Raw genomic sequence first — 22,263 nt, 5'->3', positions numbered from 1 at the left:
AGGGCATGAAGATCCTGGTTCAAAAATTCGGAGGAACATCCCTGGCGACGCCGGAACTGCGGGAACGGGTGGTTCACCATATACGGACCGCTTTGGATGAAGGGTATCATTTGGTCGTCGTCGTTTCGGCGATGGGGAGAAAGGGAGCTCCCTACGCGACCGACACCCTGCTGGAGTGGGTCAGAAACAACGGTGACGCCCTCCCTCCCCGGGAATTGGATTTGCTCCTCCACTGCGGTGAAATCATTTCCGCTTCCGTCCTGGCCAGTCTCCTTCGGTCCAAAGGGATTGACAGCTGTGTGCTGACGGGGGGGCAAGCGGGGATCATCACCAACAACGACCATACCAACGCCCAGATCATCACCGTCAATCCCGTCCGGATCCGCCAGGAGCTCGAGAAGGGACGGGTTCCGATCGTCGCCGGGTTCCAAGGGCGGACGACCGAAGGGGAAATCACCACCCTCGGACGCGGGGGAAGCGACACGACGGCCACGGCGCTCGGGGTGGCCTTGGGCGCGGATATGGTGGATATTTTCACCGATGTGAACGGGATTATGACGGCGGATCCCCGGATCGTGGAAGATGCCGTGGCTTTGAATACGGTCACCTACACGGAGATGTGCAACCTCGCCTTTCAGGGGGCCAAGGTGATCCATCCCCGGGCGGTGGAGATCGCCATGCAGACCAACGTTCCGATCCGCGTTCGCTCCACCCTCGCCGACAGCCCCGGCACCCTGGTGACCAATCAGGGGGAAGTGAACGACCGGTTGATCACGGGAATCACGCAGGTTCCGGGTGTGACGCAGATCAAGGTTCATGCGGGGGAAGGTCAATACGACCTGCAGCTGAAAGTGTTCAAGGCGATGGCGGAAAACGGAATCAGCATCGATTTTATCAATGTAAACCCGAGCGGAGTGGCGTACACGGTTTTCGACGAATGGGCGGACCGAGCCGAATCCCTCTTGCGCGACCTGGGTTTTGAGGCGGAACTCAACCGGAATTGCGCCAAGGTTTCGGCGGTGGGCGCCGGCATCGCGGGGGTCCCCGGCGTCATGGCCAAAATCGTGGAAGCCTTGACGGACGAGGATATCCAGATCCTGCAATCGGCTGACTCCCACACCACCATTTGGCTTCTTGTGAGAGGGGAAGACATGCAAAGGGCGGTCCGGGCTCTTCACCGCAAGTTTGAGCTGCACAAAATTCACTATCAATGAGCGAGGGACCGCCACGACATCATTAATGGAGGATGACAGACGTGCAATTCGGCAGATTGGTGACAGCGATGATCACTCCGTTCACTCCGGACGGAGCGATCGATTGGCGGCGGGTTACCGAACTTGTGGAACATTTGATCCGAACGGGAACGGATACCCTTGTCGTTGCCGGAACCACCGGGGAATCGCCGACGCTTACCCACGAGGAGAAGCTGGAGCTGTTCAGCAGGGTGAGCCGGCAGGTGGACGGCCGGGTCAGAGTGATCGCCGGAACGGGCAGCAACAACACCGAAGCCTCTATCCGGCTGACGAAGGAGGCGGAAGAGGCCGGCGTGGACGGGGTCATGTTGGTGGGCCCCTATTACAACAAACCCTCTCAGGAAGGTCTGTTCCGCCATTTCCAGGCGATCGCCGAAGCGACTTCCCTCCCGGTCATGCTCTACAATGTCCCGGGACGGACCGGGTCGAACATCTCCGTCGACACGATGGTCCGGCTGACGGAGTTGGACAACGTGGTGGCGATCAAGGAAGCGAGCGGCGACTTGTCTCAGGTGACGGAATTGGCGTCCCGCGTGCCAGAGAGGGTGGCGGTCTACAGCGGCGACGACAAGCTGCTGCTGCCCATCCTTGCTGTGGGAGGGGTCGGGGTCGTCAGCGTGGCAAGTCATCTGGTCGGTCCCCAATTGAGGGAAATGATGGACGCCTTTTTCGCCGGCGATGTCCGGCGGGCGGCCCAAATCCACCAGCGATACAATCCGCTGTTTGAGGGCCTGTTCATCACCTCCAACCCGGTTCCCGTCAAATACGCCATGCATCTGAAGGGGTTGTGCGAACCGACGGTGCGCCTTCCGCTCGTGCCGCCGACGGAGGCGCAACAGAGTCAGATCAAAGAATTGCTCCGCATGCTCAACCTTTGATTCGAATCGCTCCGGGAAGTTCCCGGGGCTTTTTTATTGTCTCGGAAGGGATCCTGAAGATTGTTGCGTCTCCCGTCTCGGTTCGTGTATAATGAACGCAAGTGGCTTGTGCGGTTTCGGGTGACTTACAACTGAATACAGGAGGGTATTTTTTTGACGAAATTCAACTCACGAGGCAAACTAACCGTTTTTGCGCTCGGTGGGTTGGACGAAATCGGGAAGAACATGTACGTGGTTCGGTACGGGGACGATATCGTCGTGATCGACGCGGGTTTGATGTTCCCTGAAGAAGAGATGCTGGGAATCGATGTCGTCATTCCCGACATCACGTACTTGATCGAAAATCGCGAGAAAGTACGCGGGATTTTGTTGACGCACGGACACGAGGATCACATCGGGGCACTTCCTTACATCCTGCGCCATCTGAACGTGCCGGTTTACGGAACGAAGCTGACCCTCGGTCTTGTCGAACACAAGCTGCGGGAAGCGCACCTTTTGAATGAGACGAAGCGGATCTTGATTCACAGCCGTTCGGAAGTAAAGCTCGGTTCGATCAAGGCCACCTTTTTCAAAACCAACCACAGCATTCCGGATTCCGTGGGAATCTGTCTGGAAACCCCGGAAGGCTTGGTGGTGCATACGGGGGACTTCAAGTTCGACCTCACCCCGGTGAACGGACAGGCTGCGGAAATGCACAAGATGGCTGAGATCGGAAAAAGAGGCGTTCTGTGTCTTCTGTCGGACAGCACCAACGCGGAGCGGCCCGGTTTCACCGGTTCGGAACGGGTGGTCGGGGAAGCCTTGGAAGAGGTGTTCCGCAAGGCGAAGCAACGGATCATCGTGGCCACCTTTGCCTCCAACATTCACCGGATCCAGCAGGTGATGGATGCCGCCCACAACCACGGACGAAAACTGGCGGTTGTGGGGCGCAGCATGGTGAATGTGGTCAACATCGGTATGGAGCTGGGGTATCTTCGGGTCCCCGACGGTTTGTTGATCGATCCGGACGAGATCAATAAGCTGCCCGCTCATCGGGTGGCCGTGATGTCGACGGGGAGCCAAGGGGAACCGATGTCGGCTCTGACGCGGATGGCCCATTCGTCCCATCGCAAGGTGGAGGTGCTTCCCGGCGACACGGTGGTGATCGCGGCCACGCCCATCCCGGGGAATGAGAAGTTCGTTGCGCGCACGGTGGATCAACTGTTCCGCATCGGGGCGGACGTCGTCTACAGCACGACGTCTCAGCATGGTGTGCACGTATCCGGCCACGGGTCGCAGGAAGACCTGAAACTGATGTTGAACCTCATCCGTCCCAAGTACTTTATCCCGATTCACGGTGAGTACCGCATGCTGCGTGCTCACGCCCAACTTGCCGAGTCCGTTGGCGTCCGACCGGAAAACATTTTTATCTGTGACAATGGTGACACGGTGGAGTTTTCCGACGGAAAAGCGCGCTACGGTCCCAAGATTGCCACAGGCAATGTGTTGATTGACGGTTTGGGAGTCGGAGATGTCGGAAATATCGTGCTCAGAGACCGCAAGTTGTTGTCACAAGATGGAATTTTGGTGGTTGTAGTCACCCTGAGCAAAAACAACGGCACGATTTTGTCCGGTCCGGATATCATTTCCCGAGGTTTCGTCTATGTGCGGGAATCGGAACAACTGTTGGACGAAGCCAACCGCATTGTCACGCAGACGATGGAAAAATGCATGAAGGACCGAGTCAGCGAATGGGCCTCCCTCAAGACCAGCATCCGGGACGCCCTGAGCCGCTTTCTGTACGATCGGACGAGGCGGCGGCCGATGATTTTGCCGATCATCATGGAGGTCTGAGTCTCGGTTCCAAAACCGGCACCCGAAGGGTGCCGGTTTTTTCATGAAGGAATCGGATGTTGACGGTTTTCTCCTGTAGCGTTCAACCAAAGGGTGGATGTGCACGATCCGGATCCGGGAGAAGCCGGTCAGGCCGGACAACCGAAAATTTTCATTGGAAACGGCATTTCACTCTGCATGTGTTTGCCGCGGAGGGAGAAGGAGCTCCTTATTATTCGGGGGGATCTCTGAGCATACTAGGTGGGAAGACGGAGGGGTTGCGCGAGGAATGATTTGCGGCGGGTCTCGCCCCCTCGCGGTCCGGATTTTTTGCATTTTGGACAAAGGGGTGCTCACCAAAGTGGATTCGTTTTGGAATGAAAAGCCTTTGACCGAAGAGCAGGACAAGAAAAAAGAGACGATTCAAGCCATCCAGCAGCTGGGCGGGGCCAATGTTCCGCAGTTGGAATCCAACATCTATTGTTTGTCGGTGATCGGTCAAATCGAAGGGCATCTGGTCATGCCTTCCCACAACAAGACGACCAAATATGAACACGTCATTCCTCAGATTGTCGCCGCCGAGCAAAATCCGCAGGTGGAAGGCGTGATCGTGGCCCTCAACACCATCGGCGGGGACGTGGAAGCGGGTTTGGCCATCGCCGAGATGATCGCCACGATGAGCAAACCGACGGTTTCCCTCGTTCTCGGGGGAGGGCACAGCATCGGCGTGCCGATCGCCGTGGCGGCCGATGTCAGCTTCATCACCGAAACGGCCACCATGACCATCCATCCGATCCGGTTGACGGGCATGGTGGTCGGGGTGCCCCAAACCTTTGAGTACCTGGAGAAGATGCAGGAGCGGGTGATCCGCTTCGTGGTCAACCATTCCAACATCACCGAGGCCGCGTTTCGCCAGCTGATGTTCCGGACCGGAGAGCTGGCCCGGGATATCGGCACCAATGTGATCGGCCGGGATGCGGTGGGATATGGACTGATCGACCGGGTCGGCGGATTGGCCGATGCCATGGCGGAGTTGAACCGGCTGATCGAGGCCAGGAAAGCGGGAGGGCCCGTCCAATGATTCATTACACGGTCTTTCCTCCCGAATGGATCTACACGGATCCGCACCGCCCCCCGGAACGGCGCATCCGGGACGTGTCCATCGGCGGTGTGGCGATGCAGGTCGAGATATTGGAAAACGGGGAGGCGCGGATTCTCCGCCTGCTTTCCCCGGATCCACGGCATTATCTGAATCCCCGCCTTCAACCGGGCAACCGGATCCATCTCATCCCCACCCTCCAATAAAAAGCCCTTGCTCCTCGTTTGTTTCCGTTTATACCGGTCTTGCAAAGCACGGCCGAACTCCCGCGGTGATCCATGGGAATTCGGCCGTTTGTCGTTCGGGACAAATTTGCCCTTCAATTGGCTGAATGTGCCAGTTTCCATGTTATAATGGGAACGGAGGCTTGCCCGGGAAAGGTGAGATCGATGTCGAAGGGAAAGAGAAAAAGAAAAGAACAAATTCAAAGGGCCATCCACTTTGAATTGTACGGGATCGCCCTGTTTACCGCGTCTTTGATTGCCATGGCCAGCCTGGGGGCGGTTGGCCGCTCCCTGACATATTTGTCCAGGTTCCTGGTGGGAACCTGGGATTTCATCATCCCACTTACCGGCATGATCTTGTCCGTCTATATCATGGTGAAGCGGAGGTGGCCCACGGGTTGGTCCCCCCGCTGGACCGGGGTCGTCCTGATCATCCTCGCGTTTCTGGTGCTGAACCACATGAGCATGATGGACGCCCTCGGGCCGGAGGACCGGGGAAAAACGGTCCTCGCCGTCACCTGGGAAAAGATTTTGGCTGAACGACAAGCGGAGCTCCCCACGGATATCGGCGGGGGGATGATCGGCGGTTTGGTCTATTCGCTCTTCGAGTATCTGTTCGATGAGGCGGGGACGCCCATTGCCGTGGTTTCCCTGCTTCTGGCGGGGAGTCTGCTCGCGACGGGATTCTCCTTCGTTCACATGGTTCGTTCCATCCGGGAACGGGTGCGGCGTCGGCTGACCGGGTGGAAGCAGCAGCTGACGGAGCGCTGGCTGAAGCGGAAATCCTCTGCCAGGAGAAAAAAAAGGCCCAAGAAAACGGCTCAGCCCCCCCTCGGGGAGATGGAGATGGAGGGCGGAGATGGGGAGGTGCCGGTGATCCACGACTTCACGGAAAAGGAACATCAACGGGAATTCACCTCATCTTCGGAATCCGGCCGGCCCCAGCAGCTCACCCTCCCGCTGAAGGAGAGGGAGGAAAAACCTGAACCGAAAGAGCAGGAGAAGGCGTCCGTCAAGGTGCATTTCCAGCAGACGGATTTGGATCCGTCGGAATACCGCCTGCCTCCCTATTCGCTGCTGAACAAGCAACGTAACACCAATCGTGGGGAGGAGAAGCAGGAGATCAAGTCCAAGGCGAAAAAGCTGGAAGCCACCTTGGAAAGCTTCGGTGTCCGGGCCAAGGTGACCCATGCCCATCGCGGGCCTGCGGTGACCCGGTATGAGGTGCATCCGGAGGTCGGGGTGAAGGTGAGCCGGATTGTCAACCTGGCGGACGATCTTGCCCTCGCCCTGGCCGCGAGGGATATTCGAATCGAGGCCCCGATTCCCGGCAAGTCCGCTGTGGGCATCGAGGTGCCCAACCCGGAAATCGCGATGGTGGGTCTCAGGGATCTGCTTGAAAGTTCCGCATACCACGAATCCCCCTCCAAGCTGAGCCTGGTTCTGGGACGGGATATTTCCGGTGAACCGGTAGTCGGCGATCTGGCGAAGATGCCCCATCTGCTCGTCGCCGGTGCGACGGGTTCCGGGAAGAGCGTATGCATCAACGCGATGATTACCAGCCTCCTTTACAAGGCGAAGCCGAACGAAGTCAAGATGATGATGGTCGATCCCAAAATGGTGGAGCTCAACGTGTACAACGGGATCCCGCATTTGCTCACCCCGGTGGTGACCGATGCCCGGCGAGCGGCAGTGGCTCTGAAAAAAGTGGTGGCCGAGATGGAGAAGCGTTACGGGTTGTTCGCCAAAACCGGAGCCCGTGACATCGAAAGGTACAATCAAATGATCGAGGGGGATCCCGAGCGGGAACCGCTGCCGTACATTGTGGTGATCATCGATGAGCTGGCGGATCTGATGATGGTGGCGCCGGCGGATGTCGAAGACGCGATCTGCCGCCTGGCTCAAATGGCCCGCGCCGCGGGAATCCATTTGATCATCGCCACACAGCGTCCCTCCGTCGATGTGATCACCGGTGTCATCAAGGCCAACATCCCTTCGCGGATCGCCTTCAGCGTCTCCTCCCAGGCGGACTCCCGAACCATTCTGGATATGGGCGGTGCGGAAAAATTGCTGGGCAGGGGGGATATGTTGTACCTGCCCGTCGGTTCCTCCAAGCCGATCCGCGTTCAGGGGGCCTTTGTCTCCGACAAGGAAGTGGAGGCGGTGGTCCAGTTCGTCAAAGGGCAGCAGGAAGCCCGTTATAACGAGGAGATGATCCCCGACGTGAAGGAGTCGGAGGGAGAGGAAGCGATGGACGACGAGCTGTATCCGGAGGCGGTTCGGCTGGTGGTGGAGGCGCGGGTGGCCTCCGCTTCCATGTTGCAGCGCCGGTTGCGCATCGGATACACGCGGGCGGCCCGGCTGATCGACCTCATGGAAAGCCGGGGCGTGGTCGGTCCCTATGAGGGGAGCAAACCGAGGGAGGTGCTGATCACTCCCGAACAGCTTCACGCCCGGAAACAGATCTCCATTTGAGGGAAGTGATGAAAATACTGGCCAAAAGCCACCGGGCATGGTATAAAAATGATGGGGTAACCCTCGGTGTTGTTGCTGCCGGAAGGAGGCTGATACCACGAGTATGGAGGAAAGTTCCTGCGTCGAACGGTTGAGAGAACTGCTGAACCGCGGTGTCTGGGCGGAAGGGGAGATCCTTCCCTCGGAGTTTGAATTGGCGCAGCAGTTGGATGTCAGCCGGAGCGAGATTGTGGAGGCGCTTATGGCCCTGGAGGAGGAAAAGTACCTCGTTCACCACCACGGGATCGGGTGGGTTGTCGGTGCCCGTCCTGTTTTTTCTATCCGGATGGAGGAGCTGAGCAGCGTCTCCGAGATGATTACCCGTTCGGGGCGTTCCGCCGGTACGGTCTTTTTGGATGCTTCCGTCGAAAAACCGGATCCTTGGCTTCGGGAGCAGTTGAAGCTGGGACCCGAGGAGCTGGTTTTTCGACTGGAGCAGGTCCGGACAGCGGATGGGAAACCGGTGGTTTATTGTTTGGACAAGTTTCCGGCTTCGATTCTTCAGGATTTCCATCCCTGTGAAAGCGATTTCCTGTTTCAGCTTTTCGAAAAGGCTGGAAGGGGCGTGGTGAGGGCTCACACCCGCGTGGAAGCGATTGGATACCACGAGAGAATCTCGTCCCTTTTGTGCAGTCCTCCGGAATCATCGCTCCTGATCCTGCGCCAGCTCCATTTTGATGGACAGGATCGTCCGGTCTTGTTCTCTTCCCATTATTTTCGCTCCGATCAATTCTCCTTTCAGGTGGAGCGGTTCCGCCCGGCAGGACCCGTCGCGACTGATCTGGAGTTGATCGGGGAAAAATGAGCATGAGCTCGTCGCCATTTTTTCAAGGGGGTCAAGGAATTGAAGCGAAAAAGCTGGATTTCGTTGTTGTTATGCGCATTTCTCGTTCTTACCGCCGCAGGTTGCGGTTCCGGGCAACAGGGAGATCAGCAGGGCGCTGATCAAGAGGCCTTTTCTGCCGGAATGGTGACCGATACCGGGGGTATAAACGACGAATCTTTCAACCAGACCGCCTGGGAAGGGATGAAACGCCTGAAAGAAGAGTTGGGTGTGGACGTCAAATACCTGGAATCCAAGCGGGATGCGGATTACGTCCCCAACCTTTCGCGTTTTGCCCGGGAAGGGCGGGACATCATCTGGGGGATCGGCTTCAAGTTTGAAAACGTGATCCCGCAGGTGGCCAAACAATTCGGCGATGCGAAGTTCGGAATTGTGGACAGCAACCTCGGCGGCAACATTCCGCCCAACGTGGTGGCGGTCACCTTCAAGGAACATGAAGGTTCCTTCCTGATGGGCGTTATCGCCGGTTCGATGACCAAGACGGACAAGGTGGGCTTTATCGGCGGGATCTCGTCTCCGCTGATCAAGAAGTTTGAAGTGGGCTTCCGGGCAGGCGTCAAGGCGGCCAACCCCGATGCGGAAGTGAAGGTGGCCTACGCGGAAAGCTTCGACGATGTGGCCAAGGGACGTTCGCTGGCCCAAAACATGTACAACAACGGCGTCGATGTGATCTACCATGCAGCGGGGGGAGTCGGCAAGGGGCTCTTCAATGAAGTGAAGACCCGCGAAAAAGGGAAATACTGGGCGATCGGCGTCGACATGGATCAGTCCTCCCTGGCTCCGGACCACACTCTCAGCTCGATGATCAAGCGCGTCGATGTGGCGGTTTTTGAAGTGACCAAGCAGGTGAAGGAGAACAAGTTCCAGGGCGGAAAAGAAGTGGAGCTGGGATTGAAGGATGACGGCGTGGGCATTGCCGAGACGACCAGCAAGCACGTTCCCGAAGACGTGCTGAAAAAAGTGGAGGAGTTCAAGCAGAAAATCATAAAGGGCGAAATCAAGGTTCCCTCGACGGAAGAAGAATTCAAGTCCTTTCAGTGACATGGGATGAAGCGGGGGCTAGCAAAAGCTAGCCCCTTTCTTGGGGGTAACGACCGAAAGGGGGGATCCGATTGTTTGTGGTTGAGATGGAGGGAATCACCAAGCGTTTCGGCTCCTTCGTCGCCAACGACGGTATCGATCTGCGCGTAAAGGGCGGAGAGATTCACGCGCTGCTCGGGGAGAACGGCGCGGGGAAGTCGACGCTGATGAACATTTTGTTCGGTCTGTATGAGCCGGATGAGGGAAACATCAAGATCAACGGAAAGTCGGTGACCATCAGCGATCCCAACGAGGCGGTCCGCCTGGGGATCGGGATGGTTCATCAGCATTTCATGCTGGTGGAACCCTTTACGGTGACGGAAAACATCATCCTCGGCAAGGAACCTCGCCGAATGGGTTTTCTGGACCTGAAGCGGGCGGAGGAGGAGGTTCGCCGCCTGTCGGAACAGTACGGGCTTCAGGTGGATCCCAGGGCGAAGATTCGTGACATTTCGGTGGGGATGCAGCAAAGGGTGGAGATTTTGAAAACCCTGTACCGGGGGGCGGACATCCTGATTTTGGATGAACCGACCGCCGTGCTGACTCCCCAGGAGATCGACGAATTGATCGAAATCATGAAACGGCTTGTGCGGGAAGGGAAGACGATTATCTTCATCACGCACAAGCTAAAGGAAATCATGCGGGCCTGCGATACGGTGACCGTGATCCGGAGAGGGAAGATGATCGACTCCCTTCCTGTCTCCGAGACCGATGAAAACCGGCTGGCGGCCCTGATGGTGGGGCGCGATGTTTCCTTTACCGTGGAGAAGGCTCCGAGTCAGGCGGATGAACCGGTCCTGGAAGTGGAAGGACTGGTGGCGAAGGACAATCGGGGGCTTGAAGCGGTACGCGGGCTGGATTTGACGGTTCGCGCGGGGGAAATCGTCGGAATCGCCGGGGTGGACGGCAACGGACAGTCGGAACTCCTAGAGGCGATCACCGGCCTGCGGCGGGTCGATGCGGGTGTCGTCCGCCTGAGCGGAAAGGATGTGACGAACAGAAAAACCCGGGAGATTCTCCGTGCAGGCGTGGGACACATCCCCGAGGATCGTCAAAAGCGCGGGTTGGTGCTGGACTTTTCCATCGGAGAAAACCTGGCCCTGATCACCTATTATCAATCTCCCTTTGCACGCGGTATCCGTCTTTGCTACCCGGAGATCTTTGCCCACGCCAAACGCCTGATCGAGCAGTTTGACGTCCGGACCCCGGACGAACGCACGGCGGCCCGGGCGCTGTCGGGGGGGAATCAGCAGAAAGCGATCATCGCCCGGGAAGTGGAACGGGATCCGGATCTTTTGATCGCCGCCCAACCGACCCGCGGGCTGGATGTGGGGGCCATCGAATTCATCCACCGGCGGCTGATCGAGCAGCGGGACAAGGGAAAAGCGGTATTGCTTTTCTCCCTGGATTTGGATGAGATTCTGAAGTTGAGCGATCGGATAGCCATCATCTGTGAAGGGAAAATCGTCGGCTGGGTGGATCCCGAAACGGTGACCGAAGAGGAATTGGGGCTCATGATGGCCGGTGGGAAGGAGGAAGGAGCAAAACCATGAATCTCTTTGTTCGCGCCAATCGTCAATCACCGCTGGTTTTGGCCATCGTTTCGGTTCTGCTGGGAATGCTGGTGGGGGCGATTCTGATGGTGCTGGCCGGCTATGATCCGGTGCGGGCCTACAGCGCCCTTTTTCGGACTCCCTTTACCCAGTCCTTTGACATCGGGGAGACCATCCGAACCATTTCTCCGCTCATCATGACCGGTCTGGCCGTCGCCATCGCCTTCCGGACGGGTTTGTTCAATATCGGAGCGGAAGGACAATACATCATCGGACAGTTGGTGGCCGTCATCGTGGCGCTGAAGTTGTCCCTTCCCCCGGTGCTGCACGCTCTGGTCGCCATGATCCTCGGAGGGTTGGCAGGTGCCCTGTGGGCCCTTTTGCCGGGGATTTTGAAGGCAACGCGGGGAGTTCATGAGGTGATTTCCACCATCATGATGAATTTCCTCGCCTTCTATCTGTCCAACTTCCTGGTCCGGTCGTGGCTTAGCAGCGGGGCCGATTCGACGCCGATGATTCCGGAGTCTGCTTCCATACGATGGAATGTGTTGACGGATGTTTTTGCCAATTCGCGGATTCATTTGGGAATTATCATCGCGCTTCTCCTCGCCCTGTTCATGCACTGGCTGCTGTGGAGGACCACCGTCGGCTTTGAATTCCGGGCGGTCGGCCTGAACCCGCATGCCTCGGAGTACGCCGGAATGAGCGTGCGGCGGAGCATCATCCTGTCGATGATGATCAGCGGTTCCTTCGCCGGTCTGGCGGGTGCCACCGAGATGCTGGGAACCGACGAGTATTTAACGATCCTCACGTTTTTCAACGGACTGGGCTTCGACGGCATCGCCGTCGCCCTGCTGGGCGGAAATACTCCGTTGGGCGTGATTCTGGCCGCCGTCCTTTTCGGGATATTGACCTACGGCGGGGGGACGATGCAATTTGAAGCAAATGTTCCCTTCGAAGTGATCCGCGTGGTGTTTGCGGCGATCATCCTGTTTGTGGCGGCCAATGTCACCGGTTGGATCGTTGAGCGCTTCCGGCGGGAAAGGAGGGTGAAAGAAGATGCCTGATCTGACGGCCTTGATTCACTCGGCGGTGCTTTATTCCACCCCCCTCATCCTGGCCGCCATCGGTGGGCTGTATTCGGAGCGGTCCGGCGTGGTCAACATCGCCCTGGAGGGGTTGATGATCATCGGAGCTTTCACTGCCGCGGTGATCACGATTTTGACGGGGAACCCCTGGATCGGTCTCGCGGCCGCGATGATCGCCGGTGTCCTCATGGCGATTCCCCATGCCGTGGCTTCGATCACCTTCAAGGCGGATCAAGTGGTCAGCGGGGTGGCGATCAATTTTCTCGCCCTGGGGCTTTCGGTTTATCTCGTCAAGTATATGTATGAGGGCGCCGGCAAGACGCCGACGGTTCCGGAATTGTTCCACCAGGTGCCGGTTCCCCTGTTGAGCGAGATTCCCGTGATCGGGCCTTCGCTGTTCAACCAGTTTCCCACCACTTACCTGGCTTATCTGGTGGTGATCGTCACTTATATCGTGCTGTACTACACTCCCTTCGGCATGCGGCTCCGGTCGGTGGGTGAGCATCCCAGCGCCGCGGAGACGGCGGGGATCAACGTGATCCAAATGCGCTACATCGCCGTGATGATCAGCGGTGCCCTGGCGGCCGCAGGAGGAGCCGGATTGTCCATCGCCATCGGCAGCGAATTTGGCCAGACGACGGTTTCGGGACAGGGCTTCATTTCTCTTGCGGCGCTCATCTTCGGGAAGTGGCATCCCTTGGGAGTGTTGGGGGCGGCGCTCTTTTTCGGCTTTTCCGTCTCCCTGGCGCTGATCGGTCAAATTTACGGATGGACGCAGGTCGTCCCGAGCGAAGTGCTGAGCATGTTGCCTTATGTCCTGACTCTTTTGGCCCTGGCCGGTTTTGTGGGCAGATCGGAAGCGCCGGCTGCGGTTGGTAAGCCCTACGAAAAGGGCGGGCGATGAGCAGATAAGAACCCGGAAAGCGGAGGGGACTCAATACGTTGTGCCCGTCCCCATTTGCTTTCCGGGCTTCTTTTTTTCTTCCTGGACGAGGGACAAGATCCACGCCTTCAGGTCGACGATGCGTCGGTGGGCCGGCTTGACGGTAGTCCCACCCGCGATCAGGGGAACGAGCATTTCCCGTTGCTTCAGGGAGCCGTGGCTTCCGCCGCCCGGATGGCTCGGGGAGGTGCCGTAACGGAACTCGTATCCGGTGCGGGCGGTGACGAGGAGACAAGGACCCCGCTGAGCGCCCGCAGCTCCCAGGATTTGACGGAGTGCGTCGGGGTAGGTTCGGTATCCGATACTTTTGTTTGCCGGATCGATCCGAAGGTCCAGGACTTCCGGGTTTCCCGAAACGGTCCAGGTGTTTCCGTAGGGATCGGTCCACGGCCCGCCCCTCCGAAAGCGGAGGATGCCCGTTCGGCTCTGGACGGTGATCATGTTCCCGTCGCGCTGCATCACCAGGTCGATGCCGGGGTGTTTCAACAGCCTCCTTTGAACGGGCAGGGTCGGCACGGAGGGACGGGCGGGATAGAGAACCGCCAGCTGTTCGTTGGGAGCTACCACCCAGTCGTAGTCGCCCGGTTTCAGGCGGGAGCCCGGCGGAAGAAGGCGGAATCCTTTCAAGATCTCTTCCAGATGGATTTGATGGCCTTCGTCGTCCTTGACCGGGACATGGCCGCTGTCCCCCATCAGAATGAAGATGTAGCGGTCAAGGGCCTGTTCCCAGCTCCCGAAGGAGGAGAGGAGGGAGGACAGTCGTCGATCGATTTCCAGGAGGTGTTGGCGGTGGCTCGGTCCTTCCCTGTGCACCTTCTTGTCCAGCTCGGACAGATAGGCGATCAAAAAATCGGGCTGGGGATTCCGGTGTAGCCACCGCCTGGCCGTGCGCCAGACATCGGCATCGCGAAAGGAGTTTGTGGTGAAGAAGGTTTCTCCGCCGGATTCTTCCTTCTCCGAAAGGATAGGCCCCAGAGCCAACAGGTCGGGGCCCTTTAAGGTCAGTTCGAACAGGGGAGTGTGATGGCTGACGGGTCCCCGGTGAACCAGGAGGTTGATGGAACCGGTCCGGAGGCCGGTCCGCTCCAGGGCTTCGTGGATGGTGGAGACGCGAGGACTGAGGTGTTTTTGATTCAGATCCGCGAGCACCCAATGCAGGGTGGTCAAGGGTCCCTGTTTCCACAGGGAGCGGGGGGAATCCCCGTAATTGATGACCCGTCGGGATTCCGGATCGTACCAGACGAGGGCGGGGACGCGGTGTTCGTCCGGATAGGTGCCGGTGATCAGGGAGCTGTCGATCACCACACTCATGGACGGGAAGACGCTGACCACGTCATCCCAATAGAAGCCGTGATCGATGAGAAACGGAATGGCTTTCAGTTTTCCCTCCCGGAGGAGTTCGTTCAGGGCTTCCGGCATCAAGGAATCGGCGACAAAAAGCGCCACGCCCCGAGAGGGGGAAGGTGCCGACTCCGGCGATTGGAGCGGTTTTGAAGCGCGGACGGGGAAAAGAAGAAAACCGACCAGAATAATTGAGAAGAGGATGGACAACAGGTTTCGCAATGGGAGGTCCCCCCTTGATGAGGTAATACCGTTTGATAGTATGGCCGAAAATGGGGATATTACCTGAAGTGAAAAGAGGGATGTCCACCCGTTTCACTCCCATTTTGGTTGGTCTATAATGGAAAGAGGCGTTGTCATTTCACATCCAGGGAGTGTGTGAGAAGGAGGGTATCGGCGTGGGAGTGTCGCCTTTTGAGACGGTATCAATGGGAAATTTCCGCGTTCATGTCTGTCCGACGGAAAAATTTAAAACCACCACCATCGCCGCCATGATTCAGCAGGAGCTGACGCCGGAGACGGTGACGAAGACGGCGTTGCTGCCGAACGTACTTCAGCGCGGAACGGTTTCTTATCCGTCCACGCTGCAGTTGAAGCGGAAATTGGAGGACCTTTACGGGGCCACCCTGTACACCGACGTGTTCAAGCGGGGAGAACGCCACATCATGCATGTGGGACTGGAGATTGCCAACGGCCGGTATCTCTCCGAAAGCCCGAAGCTGCTGCGGGAAGGGACCGCTTTTCTGATGGAGGTTTTGACCCGTCCCGTGACTGAGGACGGGGGGTTTCGCCGCGCTTACGTGGAAGCGGAGAAGAAAAATCTGAAACAGAAGATCGACAGCCTGTTGGATGACAAGATTCGTTATGCCGCCCAGCGCTGTGTCGCGGAAATGTGTGACAAGGAACCTTTCGGCCTGTTTGTATACGGTCGGACCGAGGATCTTCCTTCGATCGACCCGGATAATCTGTATACATATTATCGCCAGGTGATCGAAACCCGTCCGATCGATTTCTTTTTCGTGGGAAATGTCTCCGTCGATGAAGTGGCCGCGCTGGTGCGGGAGCTGTTTCCATACGCGGAGGGGGAGCGTCCGCCCGTCGAGGTAAAGCGGGAACAGCCCGCCGTCGACCGGGTCAAGGAAGTGGTGGAACGGCTGGATGTGATTCAAGGGAAGTTGAACATGGGCTGTCGCACCGGGGCGACGATCCGGGATGATGATTACATTTCCCTTTTGATGTATAACGGAATTCTCGGAGGTTTTCCCCACTCGAAGCTGTTCATGAATGTGCGGGAAAAGGCCAGCTTGGCCTACTACGCCTCTTCCCGGCTGGAGAGTCACAAGGGGATTTTGACCATACAGTCGGGGATTGAAATCGCCAATTACCGGAAGGCGTTGGACATCATCCAAAAGCAGCTGGATGCGATGCGGAAGGGGGACATCTCCGACCGGGAGCTCAGCCAGACCCGGGCCACCTTGTCCAATCAACTGCGGGAACGCCAGGACCGACCCTATGAGCTGATCGATTTTGCCTACCATTCCATCTTGAGCGGAAGGGATTGGACGATCGATCGGTTGCTCAAGGGAATCGAAGAAGTGAACAAGGAGGATGTGCGCCGGGTGGCGGAACGGGTTCAGCTTGACACCATCTATTTCTTGCGGGACAAGGGGGGAACTGCAGATGGAGCGAATTGAGCATCGTCAGCTGGGGGAAACCCTGTATCGCGAAGAGCTTCCCAACGGACTTCAGGTTTACGTATTGCCCAAGCCGGGCTTTTTCAAGACTTACGCCACCTTCACCACCCATTACGGTTCGATCGACAATCATTTCCGGCCCCCCGGGAAGGAAGAGATCCGCGTTCCCGACGGGATCGCTCATTTCCTGGAGCACAAAATGTTTGAAGAGGAGGACGGAGACGTTTTTCAGCGCTTCGCCGCCCAAGGGGCGTCGGCCAACGCGTTCACCAGCTTTGACCGGACGGCTTACTTGTTTTCCTGTACCGAACAGGTGGAGGAAAATTTGACGACCCTGATCGATTTTGTCCAGAATCCCTATTTTACCGAGGACGGGGTGGAAAAGGAGAAGGGGATTATCGGACAGGAGATCCGGATGTATGACGACAACCCGGATTGGCGTTCCTATTTCGGGTTGATCGAGAGCCTTTATCAGCGGCATCCCGTACGGATCGACATCGCCGGCACGGTGGAGTCCATCGCCGAGATCACCAAGGATACGCTGTATACGTGTTATGAGACCTTTTACCACCCCAGCAACATGCTCCTGTTCGTCGTCGGGCCCGTCGATCCCGAGAGGATCATGTCCCTCGTGCGGGAGAACCAGGCGAAAAAATCCTTTGAACCTCCGGGGGAAATCGGTCGGTTCTTCCCCGAAGAGCCGGAGGAGGTTGCCCGTCCGCGCCATGAGATTCGGCTGAGCGTGGGGATTTCCAAGTGCATGTTCGGATTCAAGGAGCCGAGGACCGGGTTGTCGGGGGACGACTATCTGAAGCAGGAGACGGCCACCTATGTGGTGTTGGAAGCCCTGTTCGGTCCAGGTTCCGATCTGTACCAGTCTTTGTACGACGACGGATTGATTGACGAAAACTTCGGCTTTGATTATTCCCTGGAAAAGGGATACGGGTTTTCCGTCATCGGCGGAGACACGCCGGATCCCGACGCCTTGATCAGGCGGGTGGAGGAGGAAGTTCCCCGCGTTCTGAACAAGGGCATTTCGGAGGAGATTGTCCAGCGCATCCGCAAGAAGCGGTTGGGTCAAATGCTTCGGGCTCTCAATTCACCGGAGTGGATCGCCAATCAGTTCACCCGCTACCGCTTCAATCAGAGCGATCTGTTCCGGGTGATTCCCGTGTTGGAAGAGTTGACGCCGGAGGAAATCAATCGCCGCCTCCAAGAACATGTGAATCTGAACCGGATGGCGGTCTCGATCGTGAGGCCCCTTGGAGAATAAACATTTGGTCCGGTAAAGATCTTCTAGGATCGGAAGGCAGGGGGTTGTGCCATGGCGGAGGTCACGGCATAACCCCCTGCCGGGTTGATGAACGAGTTGGAGGTGGGAGGATGAAACCCCTCGCGGGACAAGCTGCCTTGATATCCGGAGGAAGCCGCGGGATCGGTGCGGCGGTGGCCCGTCGGTTGGCGGAAGCCGGTGCGGATGTGATGGTGATGTACCGCACTTCCCGGGCAGCGGCGGAAGAGGTGGTGCGAAGTTGTCGCATGCAGGGGGTTCAGGCCTGGGCGGAGCAGGGGGATGTTCGCGTTTACGAGGATGTGAAGCGGGTCGTCCGGAATTCGTCTCTTTATTTCGGGCATCTGTCCCTCCTGATTCACTGCGCCGGGGTGGCGGGGAAGGGACTTGTTCAGGATGTGGATGATCAGGAGTATGACCGGGTGATGGACACCCATGTGCGCGGGGCCTTTCACCTGGTCCGGGCGGCGCTTCCTTCCTTTTTGGCGCATCGGTACGGAAGGATCATCCTGCTTTCCTCGATCTGGGGAGAGGCGGGGGGATCCGGAGAGGTCTTGTATTCGGCGGCAAAGGGAGCCATCAACGGCTTGACGCGGGCATTGGCCAAGGAGTTGGCTCCCTCCGGGATCAGCGTCAATGCCGTGGCTCCCGGAGCCATCCGGACGGACATGCTGGAGGAGCAATTGTCGGAGGAAGAGATGGATGCGCTTTCGGAGCGGATTCCCGCCGGCCGCTTGGGAACGCCGGAGGATGTGGCTTCGGTCATCTGCCATTTGTGCCTTCCGGAATCGGGATATGTGACCGGTCAGGTCATCCATGTCAACGGCGGCTGGTATCCGTAAATTGGGTGATTTCCGGCCGCCTGTGGGCTGCGCCTGCATAAGAGGAAAGGGAAATGATCATATTACATCCTAGATCGAGCCAAAATGCAAAGGAGGCGCAACCCGTGTCCATCTTGGATAACTTTCAGGATTGGAAAAACTTTTTGTCCGAACGGGTAAAGCAGGCGGAAAAAATGGGAATGAGCAAGGACACCATCCAAAATCTCGCATATGAAATCGGCGATTATCTGGCCAAAGATGTAGAACCAAAAAATGAAGAGGAACGTCTGCTCAAGGATATGTGGAATGCGGCGGATCAGGAGGAGCAGCGCGTGATGGCCGGATTAATGGTGAAAATGTTGAATGATGGAAAAAAATAAGCCCATTCTTTTCCATTCAAATGAAACGCCCTGTTACGGGCGTTTCATTTATGTTACAAAAGGATTTCAATCGCGCGCAGGGTTTTGCTCAGTTAAAGGCGTGTGGTATACTATATAGCGAATTAGCGGGATATTTGGCAATTCGACTGAATATTTGACAGGATTTGACGAAAGGTGTCTCGAATGATAGATAATATGTGGTATCTCGAATATCACATTCACAAAAACCGCCCCGGATTGTTGGGAGACATCGCTTCCCTTCTCGGGATGCTGTCCATCAACATCTTAACCATCAACGGGGTTGAAGACCGGCGGCGCGGCATGTTGCTCAAGACCGACGACAGGGAAAAAATTCACGCCCTCAAACACATTCTGAACCGGGTTGACAACATTACCATCACCGCGCTTCGCCCTCCCACGTTATTGGACCGCATGGCGGTTCGCCACGGCCGCTATCTGGACCGATGCCTGGAAGACAAGCGAACTTTCCGCTTCACGCGGGATGAGCTGGGTCTGCTGGTGGATTTCATGGCGGAGTTGATGAAGAGGGAAGGACACCAGATCATCGGCGTGAGGGGAATGCCGAGGGTCGGAAAAACGGAATCGATCGTGGCCTCCAGCGTTTGTGCAAACAAGCGATGGACCTTTGTTTCGTCCACCCTGCTCCGCCAAACGGTTCGAAGCCAGCTGGCGGAGGACGAGATGAATCCCAATAACGTGTTCATCATCGACGGAATCGTCTCCACGCTCCGTTCGACGGAACGCCACCATATGCTGGTGCGCGAGATCCTACAAATGGATGCCACAAAGGTTATCGAACACCCAGACATATTTATCCGCGAGACCGAGTACACGCTTGACGATTTCAATGTGATCATCGAACTCAGGAATCACCCCGAAGAAAAAATCGACTATGACGTACTGGATTCCGATATCGCGGCATTTTGACGCTGGTTAAAATCGGGGAGAGACGAGGAGTGGGAATTATGGAGATCGGAACTCAATTGAGGCGGGCGCGAGAAGCGATGGGATTGTCGTTGGAGGATGTGCAGCAGCAGACGAAGATCCATGCGGAGTACCTGCATGCTCTGGAAAACGATCGGTTTGATTCGCTGCCGAGCCCCTTTTACGTGCGCGCGTTTCTGCGCACCTATGCGCGATGTCTGGGGATGGATCCTCAATCCCTTCTGGACCGCTACGAACGTCTCAATCAGGGTGGAGCGGATTCGGCAGCGCGGTTTCGCAGAGCTCGTCCTGCTCAAGGTGCCGGGTATCGGAGCAACACCGGTCGTTTTCGAGCCGCTTCTCCCATGAGGGCTCCCGGGCCGAGCCCGCAAGGGGCGGCCGCTTCTGAGCGCCCAAGTCAGCACGCGGGCCCCGCCGGCCCGTCCCAACACACGGTTTCGTTCCGTCCATCTCAGAACACCGGGCGCTTTCAAACGGTGCAGATGGATGCGGTCACCGGACGGGAACGGGCAGTGCGCGAGGAGACGCGTCCTCCCGTCTCTTCCCGGCCCTCCGCCGTCTCCCAGCAAACCGGACGTTTCCGCAGCGGAGCGCATCCGATTGTCAAAGCGGAGGGACAAGCTCTTCCGCAGCCAAGACCTTCATACAACAACAGACCTCCGGTTTCTCCGCAGGAGTCCCAAGGGAAGAAACGGGGAGGAATGTGGATAGGTGCCGCCGCCGTCGGCGTCCTCCTCTTGGGTTCTGCGGCTTGGTATTGGACGCAGATGGACACTCCCTCCAATCCTCCCGAGGCGCAACAACCCGGTGGGACCGGGGAGACCGGCAACGGCACGGCTTCCGCGCAGCAGACAAACACACCTGAGCTGGTACTTAAGGAAGTGGATTCCGGGTTTTCCGGCGATCTGTTCGAGCTGAGCAAAGCGGACGAGATTGTCCTCGAGATCAAAGCGACCCAGGGGGAGAGCGTTTTCCTCTACGGGGAAAATCCCAATGAGCCGGAAGAAACCTACACGATGAAACTGGGAGATGCCCGGACCGTTAAAAAGGACAAATTTTTGTGGTTCCGGTTGACGGTTCCTTCCGCGGTGCAGATTCGGGTGAACGGCGTGGAGGTCGATACGACCGCACAGGATGTGGCGAAAAGTTATCGCATTCAATTGAAAAAGTAATCATCGGATGAAACAGCGTTTCGGGAGGTGGGCTGGGTGTCGGAGGATATCGGTTACCGGCTCAGACGGGCCAGGGAGGCCCGAGGCCTGACCGTGGATGAGGTGGCGGATCGCATCCGTATCAAAAAAGCGTATGTAATGGCGATGGAGCAGGGACAATTTGATGCGCTTCCCAGCCCGTTTTATGCCCGCTCCTACCTGCGCACTTATGCCCATTTCCTCGGGTTGGATGCATCGGCCGTTTTGCGGGAATATCGGGAACAAACGTCGGAACAGGGGAACTTTGAACGCCCCTTCTCCCGCGGATGGGAGCGGGGGACGAGACGGCCACCGGTTCGGGAGGAGGGAGGTTCTCGCCAATGGCCCTTGCCGGAGAGGGAGGATCGGGAACCCCCTTCCTGGACGGGAAAGGGGAGAGCGTGGGAAAGGGAGTCCTCTTCCTATGGGCCGGAGCGATCGGACAACATTCCTTACCGGTCGACAGCCTATCCGAACGGCCAATCGCAGGAATGGGAGGAGGTATCCCGGGAAAGTCCCCCTGGGGCCGGATCCTTTTCCGCGGATCCTGCCCTGCCCCATTCCCATTCCTCGTATTCGACAAGGCCCTTGAGAAGCCTTTCGATGTCGCAGGACGTGCAGCCGCGCGGTGAGCTCGAGTATCCGATGCGTTCGGCCGATCCGGGGGACGGGCGCGCCCTACCCATGGTGGTGGAGGAAAGGAGCGGGGAAGCTGAATTGGTTTCTCACCTTTCCCGCCGCCGAAAATCGGCGTCAAAGGAAAAGGAAGGAACCTTCGGCAAATGGTACAACCGTTTCCTCATCGCCGGCACGGTTCTCCTGATACCGGCAGCCCTTGCCGTCGGCATTCTGATCTGGGGAGAAGACAAGCAACCCATCAACGCCGGGGATCGCACCGAGGTTTCGGCCGACGGTTCGGGGACGGACAAGAAGGAGCCCATCGTTTATCCGACTGAAACCAGCAAGAGCGGCCCTGACCACTTTGAGCTGACCCAGGCGGACAAGATTGAGCTGAAGATCGATGCGGAGAGCGAATGTCGGATCGAGATACGCGAGCAGGAAGTGGGCAAGAAGTTGGAGGAGGTCACCCTGAAATCCGGTTCCGCTCCCTTCGCTTACGAGTCCGATAAAGAAGATTTGTGGGTCGAGCTGAAACCCTCGAAGAGCGTGAAAATCTCGGTGAACGGCAAAAATGTGGGCGAGTATAAGAAACAAAAAGTGGTTCACATCCGTTTGGTGAAATGAGCTCCCGATCCGTGGGAGCTTTTTGACATTGATGAGCGCAGCAGGTT

19 protein-coding genes are annotated in these 22,263 nt (G+C 57.6%); 18 read left to right on the top strand and 1 reads right to left on the bottom strand.

Going from position 1 to position 22,263, the window contains the following annotated elements:
* The first annotated feature begins 5 nt into the window (after nucleotides 1-5).
* The 11 genes from dapG (at nucleotide 6) to CLV97_RS03985 (ending at nucleotide 13,249) form a co-directional block, all read left to right on the top strand.
* Nucleotides 6-1,214 (top strand): aspartate kinase, encoded by a 1,209-nt coding sequence (gene dapG / locus CLV97_RS04035; RefSeq protein WP_106344247.1) that lies wholly within the window; start codon nucleotides 6-8, stop codon nucleotides 1,212-1,214.
* Between the two features lie 32 nt (nucleotides 1,215-1,246).
* Nucleotides 1,247-2,131 (top strand): 4-hydroxy-tetrahydrodipicolinate synthase, encoded by an 885-nt coding sequence (gene dapA / locus CLV97_RS04030; RefSeq protein WP_106344246.1) that lies wholly within the window; start codon nucleotides 1,247-1,249, stop codon nucleotides 2,129-2,131.
* A gap of 153 nt (nucleotides 2,132-2,284) precedes the next feature.
* A complete protein-coding gene (locus tag CLV97_RS04025) occupies nucleotides 2,285-3,964 on the top strand; it encodes a ribonuclease J (RefSeq protein ID WP_106344245.1) in 1,680 nt (559 codons plus the stop codon).
* 340 nt (nucleotides 3,965-4,304) lie between these two features.
* Nucleotides 4,305-5,024, top strand: coding sequence for a ClpP family protease (locus tag CLV97_RS04020; RefSeq protein ID WP_425440541.1), 720 nt, complete (start codon nucleotides 4,305-4,307; stop codon nucleotides 5,022-5,024).
* Nucleotides 5,021-5,248: a YlzJ-like family protein gene (locus CLV97_RS04015; RefSeq protein ID WP_106344243.1), complete on the top strand. Its 228-nt coding sequence runs from the start codon at nucleotides 5,021-5,023 to the stop codon at nucleotides 5,246-5,248. Before CLV97_RS04020 ends, CLV97_RS04015 begins: the two co-directional genes overlap by 4 nt.
* A gap of 183 nt (nucleotides 5,249-5,431) precedes the next feature.
* Nucleotides 5,432-7,741: a DNA translocase FtsK gene (locus CLV97_RS04010; RefSeq protein ID WP_106344242.1), complete on the top strand. Its 2,310-nt coding sequence runs from the start codon at nucleotides 5,432-5,434 to the stop codon at nucleotides 7,739-7,741.
* 103 nt (nucleotides 7,742-7,844) lie between these two features.
* Complete coding sequence (locus CLV97_RS04005; protein ID WP_106344241.1) at nucleotides 7,845-8,585, top strand: GntR family transcriptional regulator; 741 nt, start codon at nucleotides 7,845-7,847, stop codon at nucleotides 8,583-8,585.
* 39 nt (nucleotides 8,586-8,624) lie between these two features.
* On the top strand, nucleotides 8,625-9,665 hold the full coding sequence (locus tag CLV97_RS04000; RefSeq protein WP_106344240.1) for a BMP family lipoprotein: 1,041 nt from the start codon (nucleotides 8,625-8,627) through the stop codon (nucleotides 9,663-9,665).
* A gap of 86 nt (nucleotides 9,666-9,751) precedes the next feature.
* On the top strand, nucleotides 9,752-11,257 hold the full coding sequence (locus CLV97_RS03995) for an ABC transporter ATP-binding protein (RefSeq protein WP_106344305.1): 1,506 nt from the start codon (nucleotides 9,752-9,754) through the stop codon (nucleotides 11,255-11,257).
* Nucleotides 11,254-12,324 carry an ABC transporter permease gene (locus CLV97_RS03990; protein ID WP_106344239.1) on the top strand — a complete coding sequence of 357 codons (1,071 nt, stop codon included), beginning with the start codon at nucleotides 11,254-11,256 and terminating at the stop codon, nucleotides 12,322-12,324. Before CLV97_RS03995 ends, CLV97_RS03990 begins: the two co-directional genes overlap by 4 nt.
* Entirely contained in the window at nucleotides 12,317-13,249 is a 933-nt protein-coding gene (locus tag CLV97_RS03985) for an ABC transporter permease (RefSeq protein ID WP_106344238.1), read from the top strand. The genes CLV97_RS03990 and CLV97_RS03985 overlap by 8 nt, the downstream gene beginning before the upstream one ends.
* A 30-nt stretch (nucleotides 13,250-13,279) precedes the next feature.
* On the opposite strand, the gene CLV97_RS03980 is transcribed toward CLV97_RS03985, so the two are convergent.
* Nucleotides 13,280-14,851: an alkaline phosphatase family protein gene (locus tag CLV97_RS03980; protein ID WP_106344237.1), complete on the bottom strand. Its 1,572-nt coding sequence runs from the start codon at nucleotides 14,849-14,851 to the stop codon at nucleotides 13,280-13,282.
* A 176-nt stretch (nucleotides 14,852-15,027) separates the two neighbouring features.
* On the opposite strand from CLV97_RS03980, the gene yfmF reads away from it, so the two are divergent.
* The 7 genes from yfmF (at nucleotide 15,028) to CLV97_RS03945 (ending at nucleotide 22,216) form a co-directional block, all read left to right on the top strand.
* Nucleotides 15,028-16,323 carry an EF-P 5-aminopentanol modification-associated protein YfmF gene (gene yfmF, locus CLV97_RS03975; protein WP_245891356.1) on the top strand — a complete coding sequence of 432 codons (1,296 nt, stop codon included), beginning with the start codon at nucleotides 15,028-15,030 and terminating at the stop codon, nucleotides 16,321-16,323.
* Nucleotides 16,310-17,596, top strand: coding sequence for an EF-P 5-aminopentanol modification-associated protein YfmH (gene yfmH / locus CLV97_RS03970; RefSeq protein WP_106344236.1), 1,287 nt, complete (start codon nucleotides 16,310-16,312; stop codon nucleotides 17,594-17,596). Before yfmF ends, yfmH begins: the two co-directional genes overlap by 14 nt.
* Before the next feature lie 110 nt (nucleotides 17,597-17,706).
* Nucleotides 17,707-18,456, top strand: coding sequence for an elongation factor P 5-aminopentanone reductase (gene ymfI / locus CLV97_RS03965; protein ID WP_106344235.1), 750 nt, complete (start codon nucleotides 17,707-17,709; stop codon nucleotides 18,454-18,456).
* Nucleotides 18,457-18,560: 104 nt separating this feature from the next.
* A complete protein-coding gene (locus tag CLV97_RS03960; protein WP_106344234.1) occupies nucleotides 18,561-18,815 on the top strand; it encodes a DUF3243 domain-containing protein in 255 nt (84 codons plus the stop codon).
* A gap of 183 nt (nucleotides 18,816-18,998) precedes the next feature.
* Nucleotides 18,999-19,763 carry a DUF3388 domain-containing protein gene (locus tag CLV97_RS03955; RefSeq protein ID WP_106344233.1) on the top strand — a complete coding sequence of 255 codons (765 nt, stop codon included), beginning with the start codon at nucleotides 18,999-19,001 and terminating at the stop codon, nucleotides 19,761-19,763.
* Nucleotides 19,764-19,801: 38 nt separating this feature from the next.
* The gene (locus CLV97_RS03950) at nucleotides 19,802-20,953 is read left to right on the top strand and encodes a helix-turn-helix domain-containing protein (RefSeq protein ID WP_106344232.1); all 1,152 of its coding nucleotides are present in this window, start codon (nucleotides 19,802-19,804) and stop codon (nucleotides 20,951-20,953) included.
* A 36-nt stretch (nucleotides 20,954-20,989) separates the two neighbouring features.
* Nucleotides 20,990-22,216: a helix-turn-helix domain-containing protein gene (locus CLV97_RS03945; protein WP_170070351.1), complete on the top strand. Its 1,227-nt coding sequence runs from the start codon at nucleotides 20,990-20,992 to the stop codon at nucleotides 22,214-22,216.
* Nucleotides 22,217-22,263 lie beyond the last annotated feature (47 nt).

This window comes from Planifilum fimeticola, assembly GCF_003001905.1.
Taxonomy (GTDB): domain Bacteria; phylum Bacillota; class Bacilli; order Thermoactinomycetales; family DSM-44946; genus Planifilum; species Planifilum fimeticola.
This window is presented reverse-complemented; position numbering and strand designations above follow the sequence as displayed.

Coding starts and splice junctions, on each gene's coding strand:
- dapG (WP_106344247.1), top strand. CDS start 6: ATGAAGATCCTGGTTCAAAAATTCGGAGGAACATCCCTGGCGACGCCG.
- dapA (WP_106344246.1), top strand. CDS start 1,247: ATGACAGACGTGCAATTCGGCAGATTGGTGACAGCGATGATCACTCCG.
- CLV97_RS04015 (WP_106344243.1), top strand. CDS start 5,021: ATGATTCATTACACGGTCTTTCCTCCCGAATGGATCTACACGGATCCG.
- CLV97_RS04010 (WP_106344242.1), top strand. CDS start 5,432: ATGTCGAAGGGAAAGAGAAAAAGAAAAGAACAAATTCAAAGGGCCATC.
- CLV97_RS04005 (WP_106344241.1), top strand. CDS start 7,845: ATGGAGGAAAGTTCCTGCGTCGAACGGTTGAGAGAACTGCTGAACCGC.
- CLV97_RS03995 (WP_106344305.1), top strand. CDS start 9,752: ATGGAGGGAATCACCAAGCGTTTCGGCTCCTTCGTCGCCAACGACGGT.
- CLV97_RS03990 (WP_106344239.1), top strand. CDS start 11,254: ATGAATCTCTTTGTTCGCGCCAATCGTCAATCACCGCTGGTTTTGGCC.
- CLV97_RS03985 (WP_106344238.1), top strand. CDS start 12,317: ATGCCTGATCTGACGGCCTTGATTCACTCGGCGGTGCTTTATTCCACC.
- yfmH (WP_106344236.1), top strand. CDS start 16,310: ATGGAGCGAATTGAGCATCGTCAGCTGGGGGAAACCCTGTATCGCGAA.
- ymfI (WP_106344235.1), top strand. CDS start 17,707: ATGAAACCCCTCGCGGGACAAGCTGCCTTGATATCCGGAGGAAGCCGC.
- CLV97_RS03955 (WP_106344233.1), top strand. CDS start 18,999: ATGATAGATAATATGTGGTATCTCGAATATCACATTCACAAAAACCGC.
- CLV97_RS03950 (WP_106344232.1), top strand. CDS start 19,802: ATGGAGATCGGAACTCAATTGAGGCGGGCGCGAGAAGCGATGGGATTG.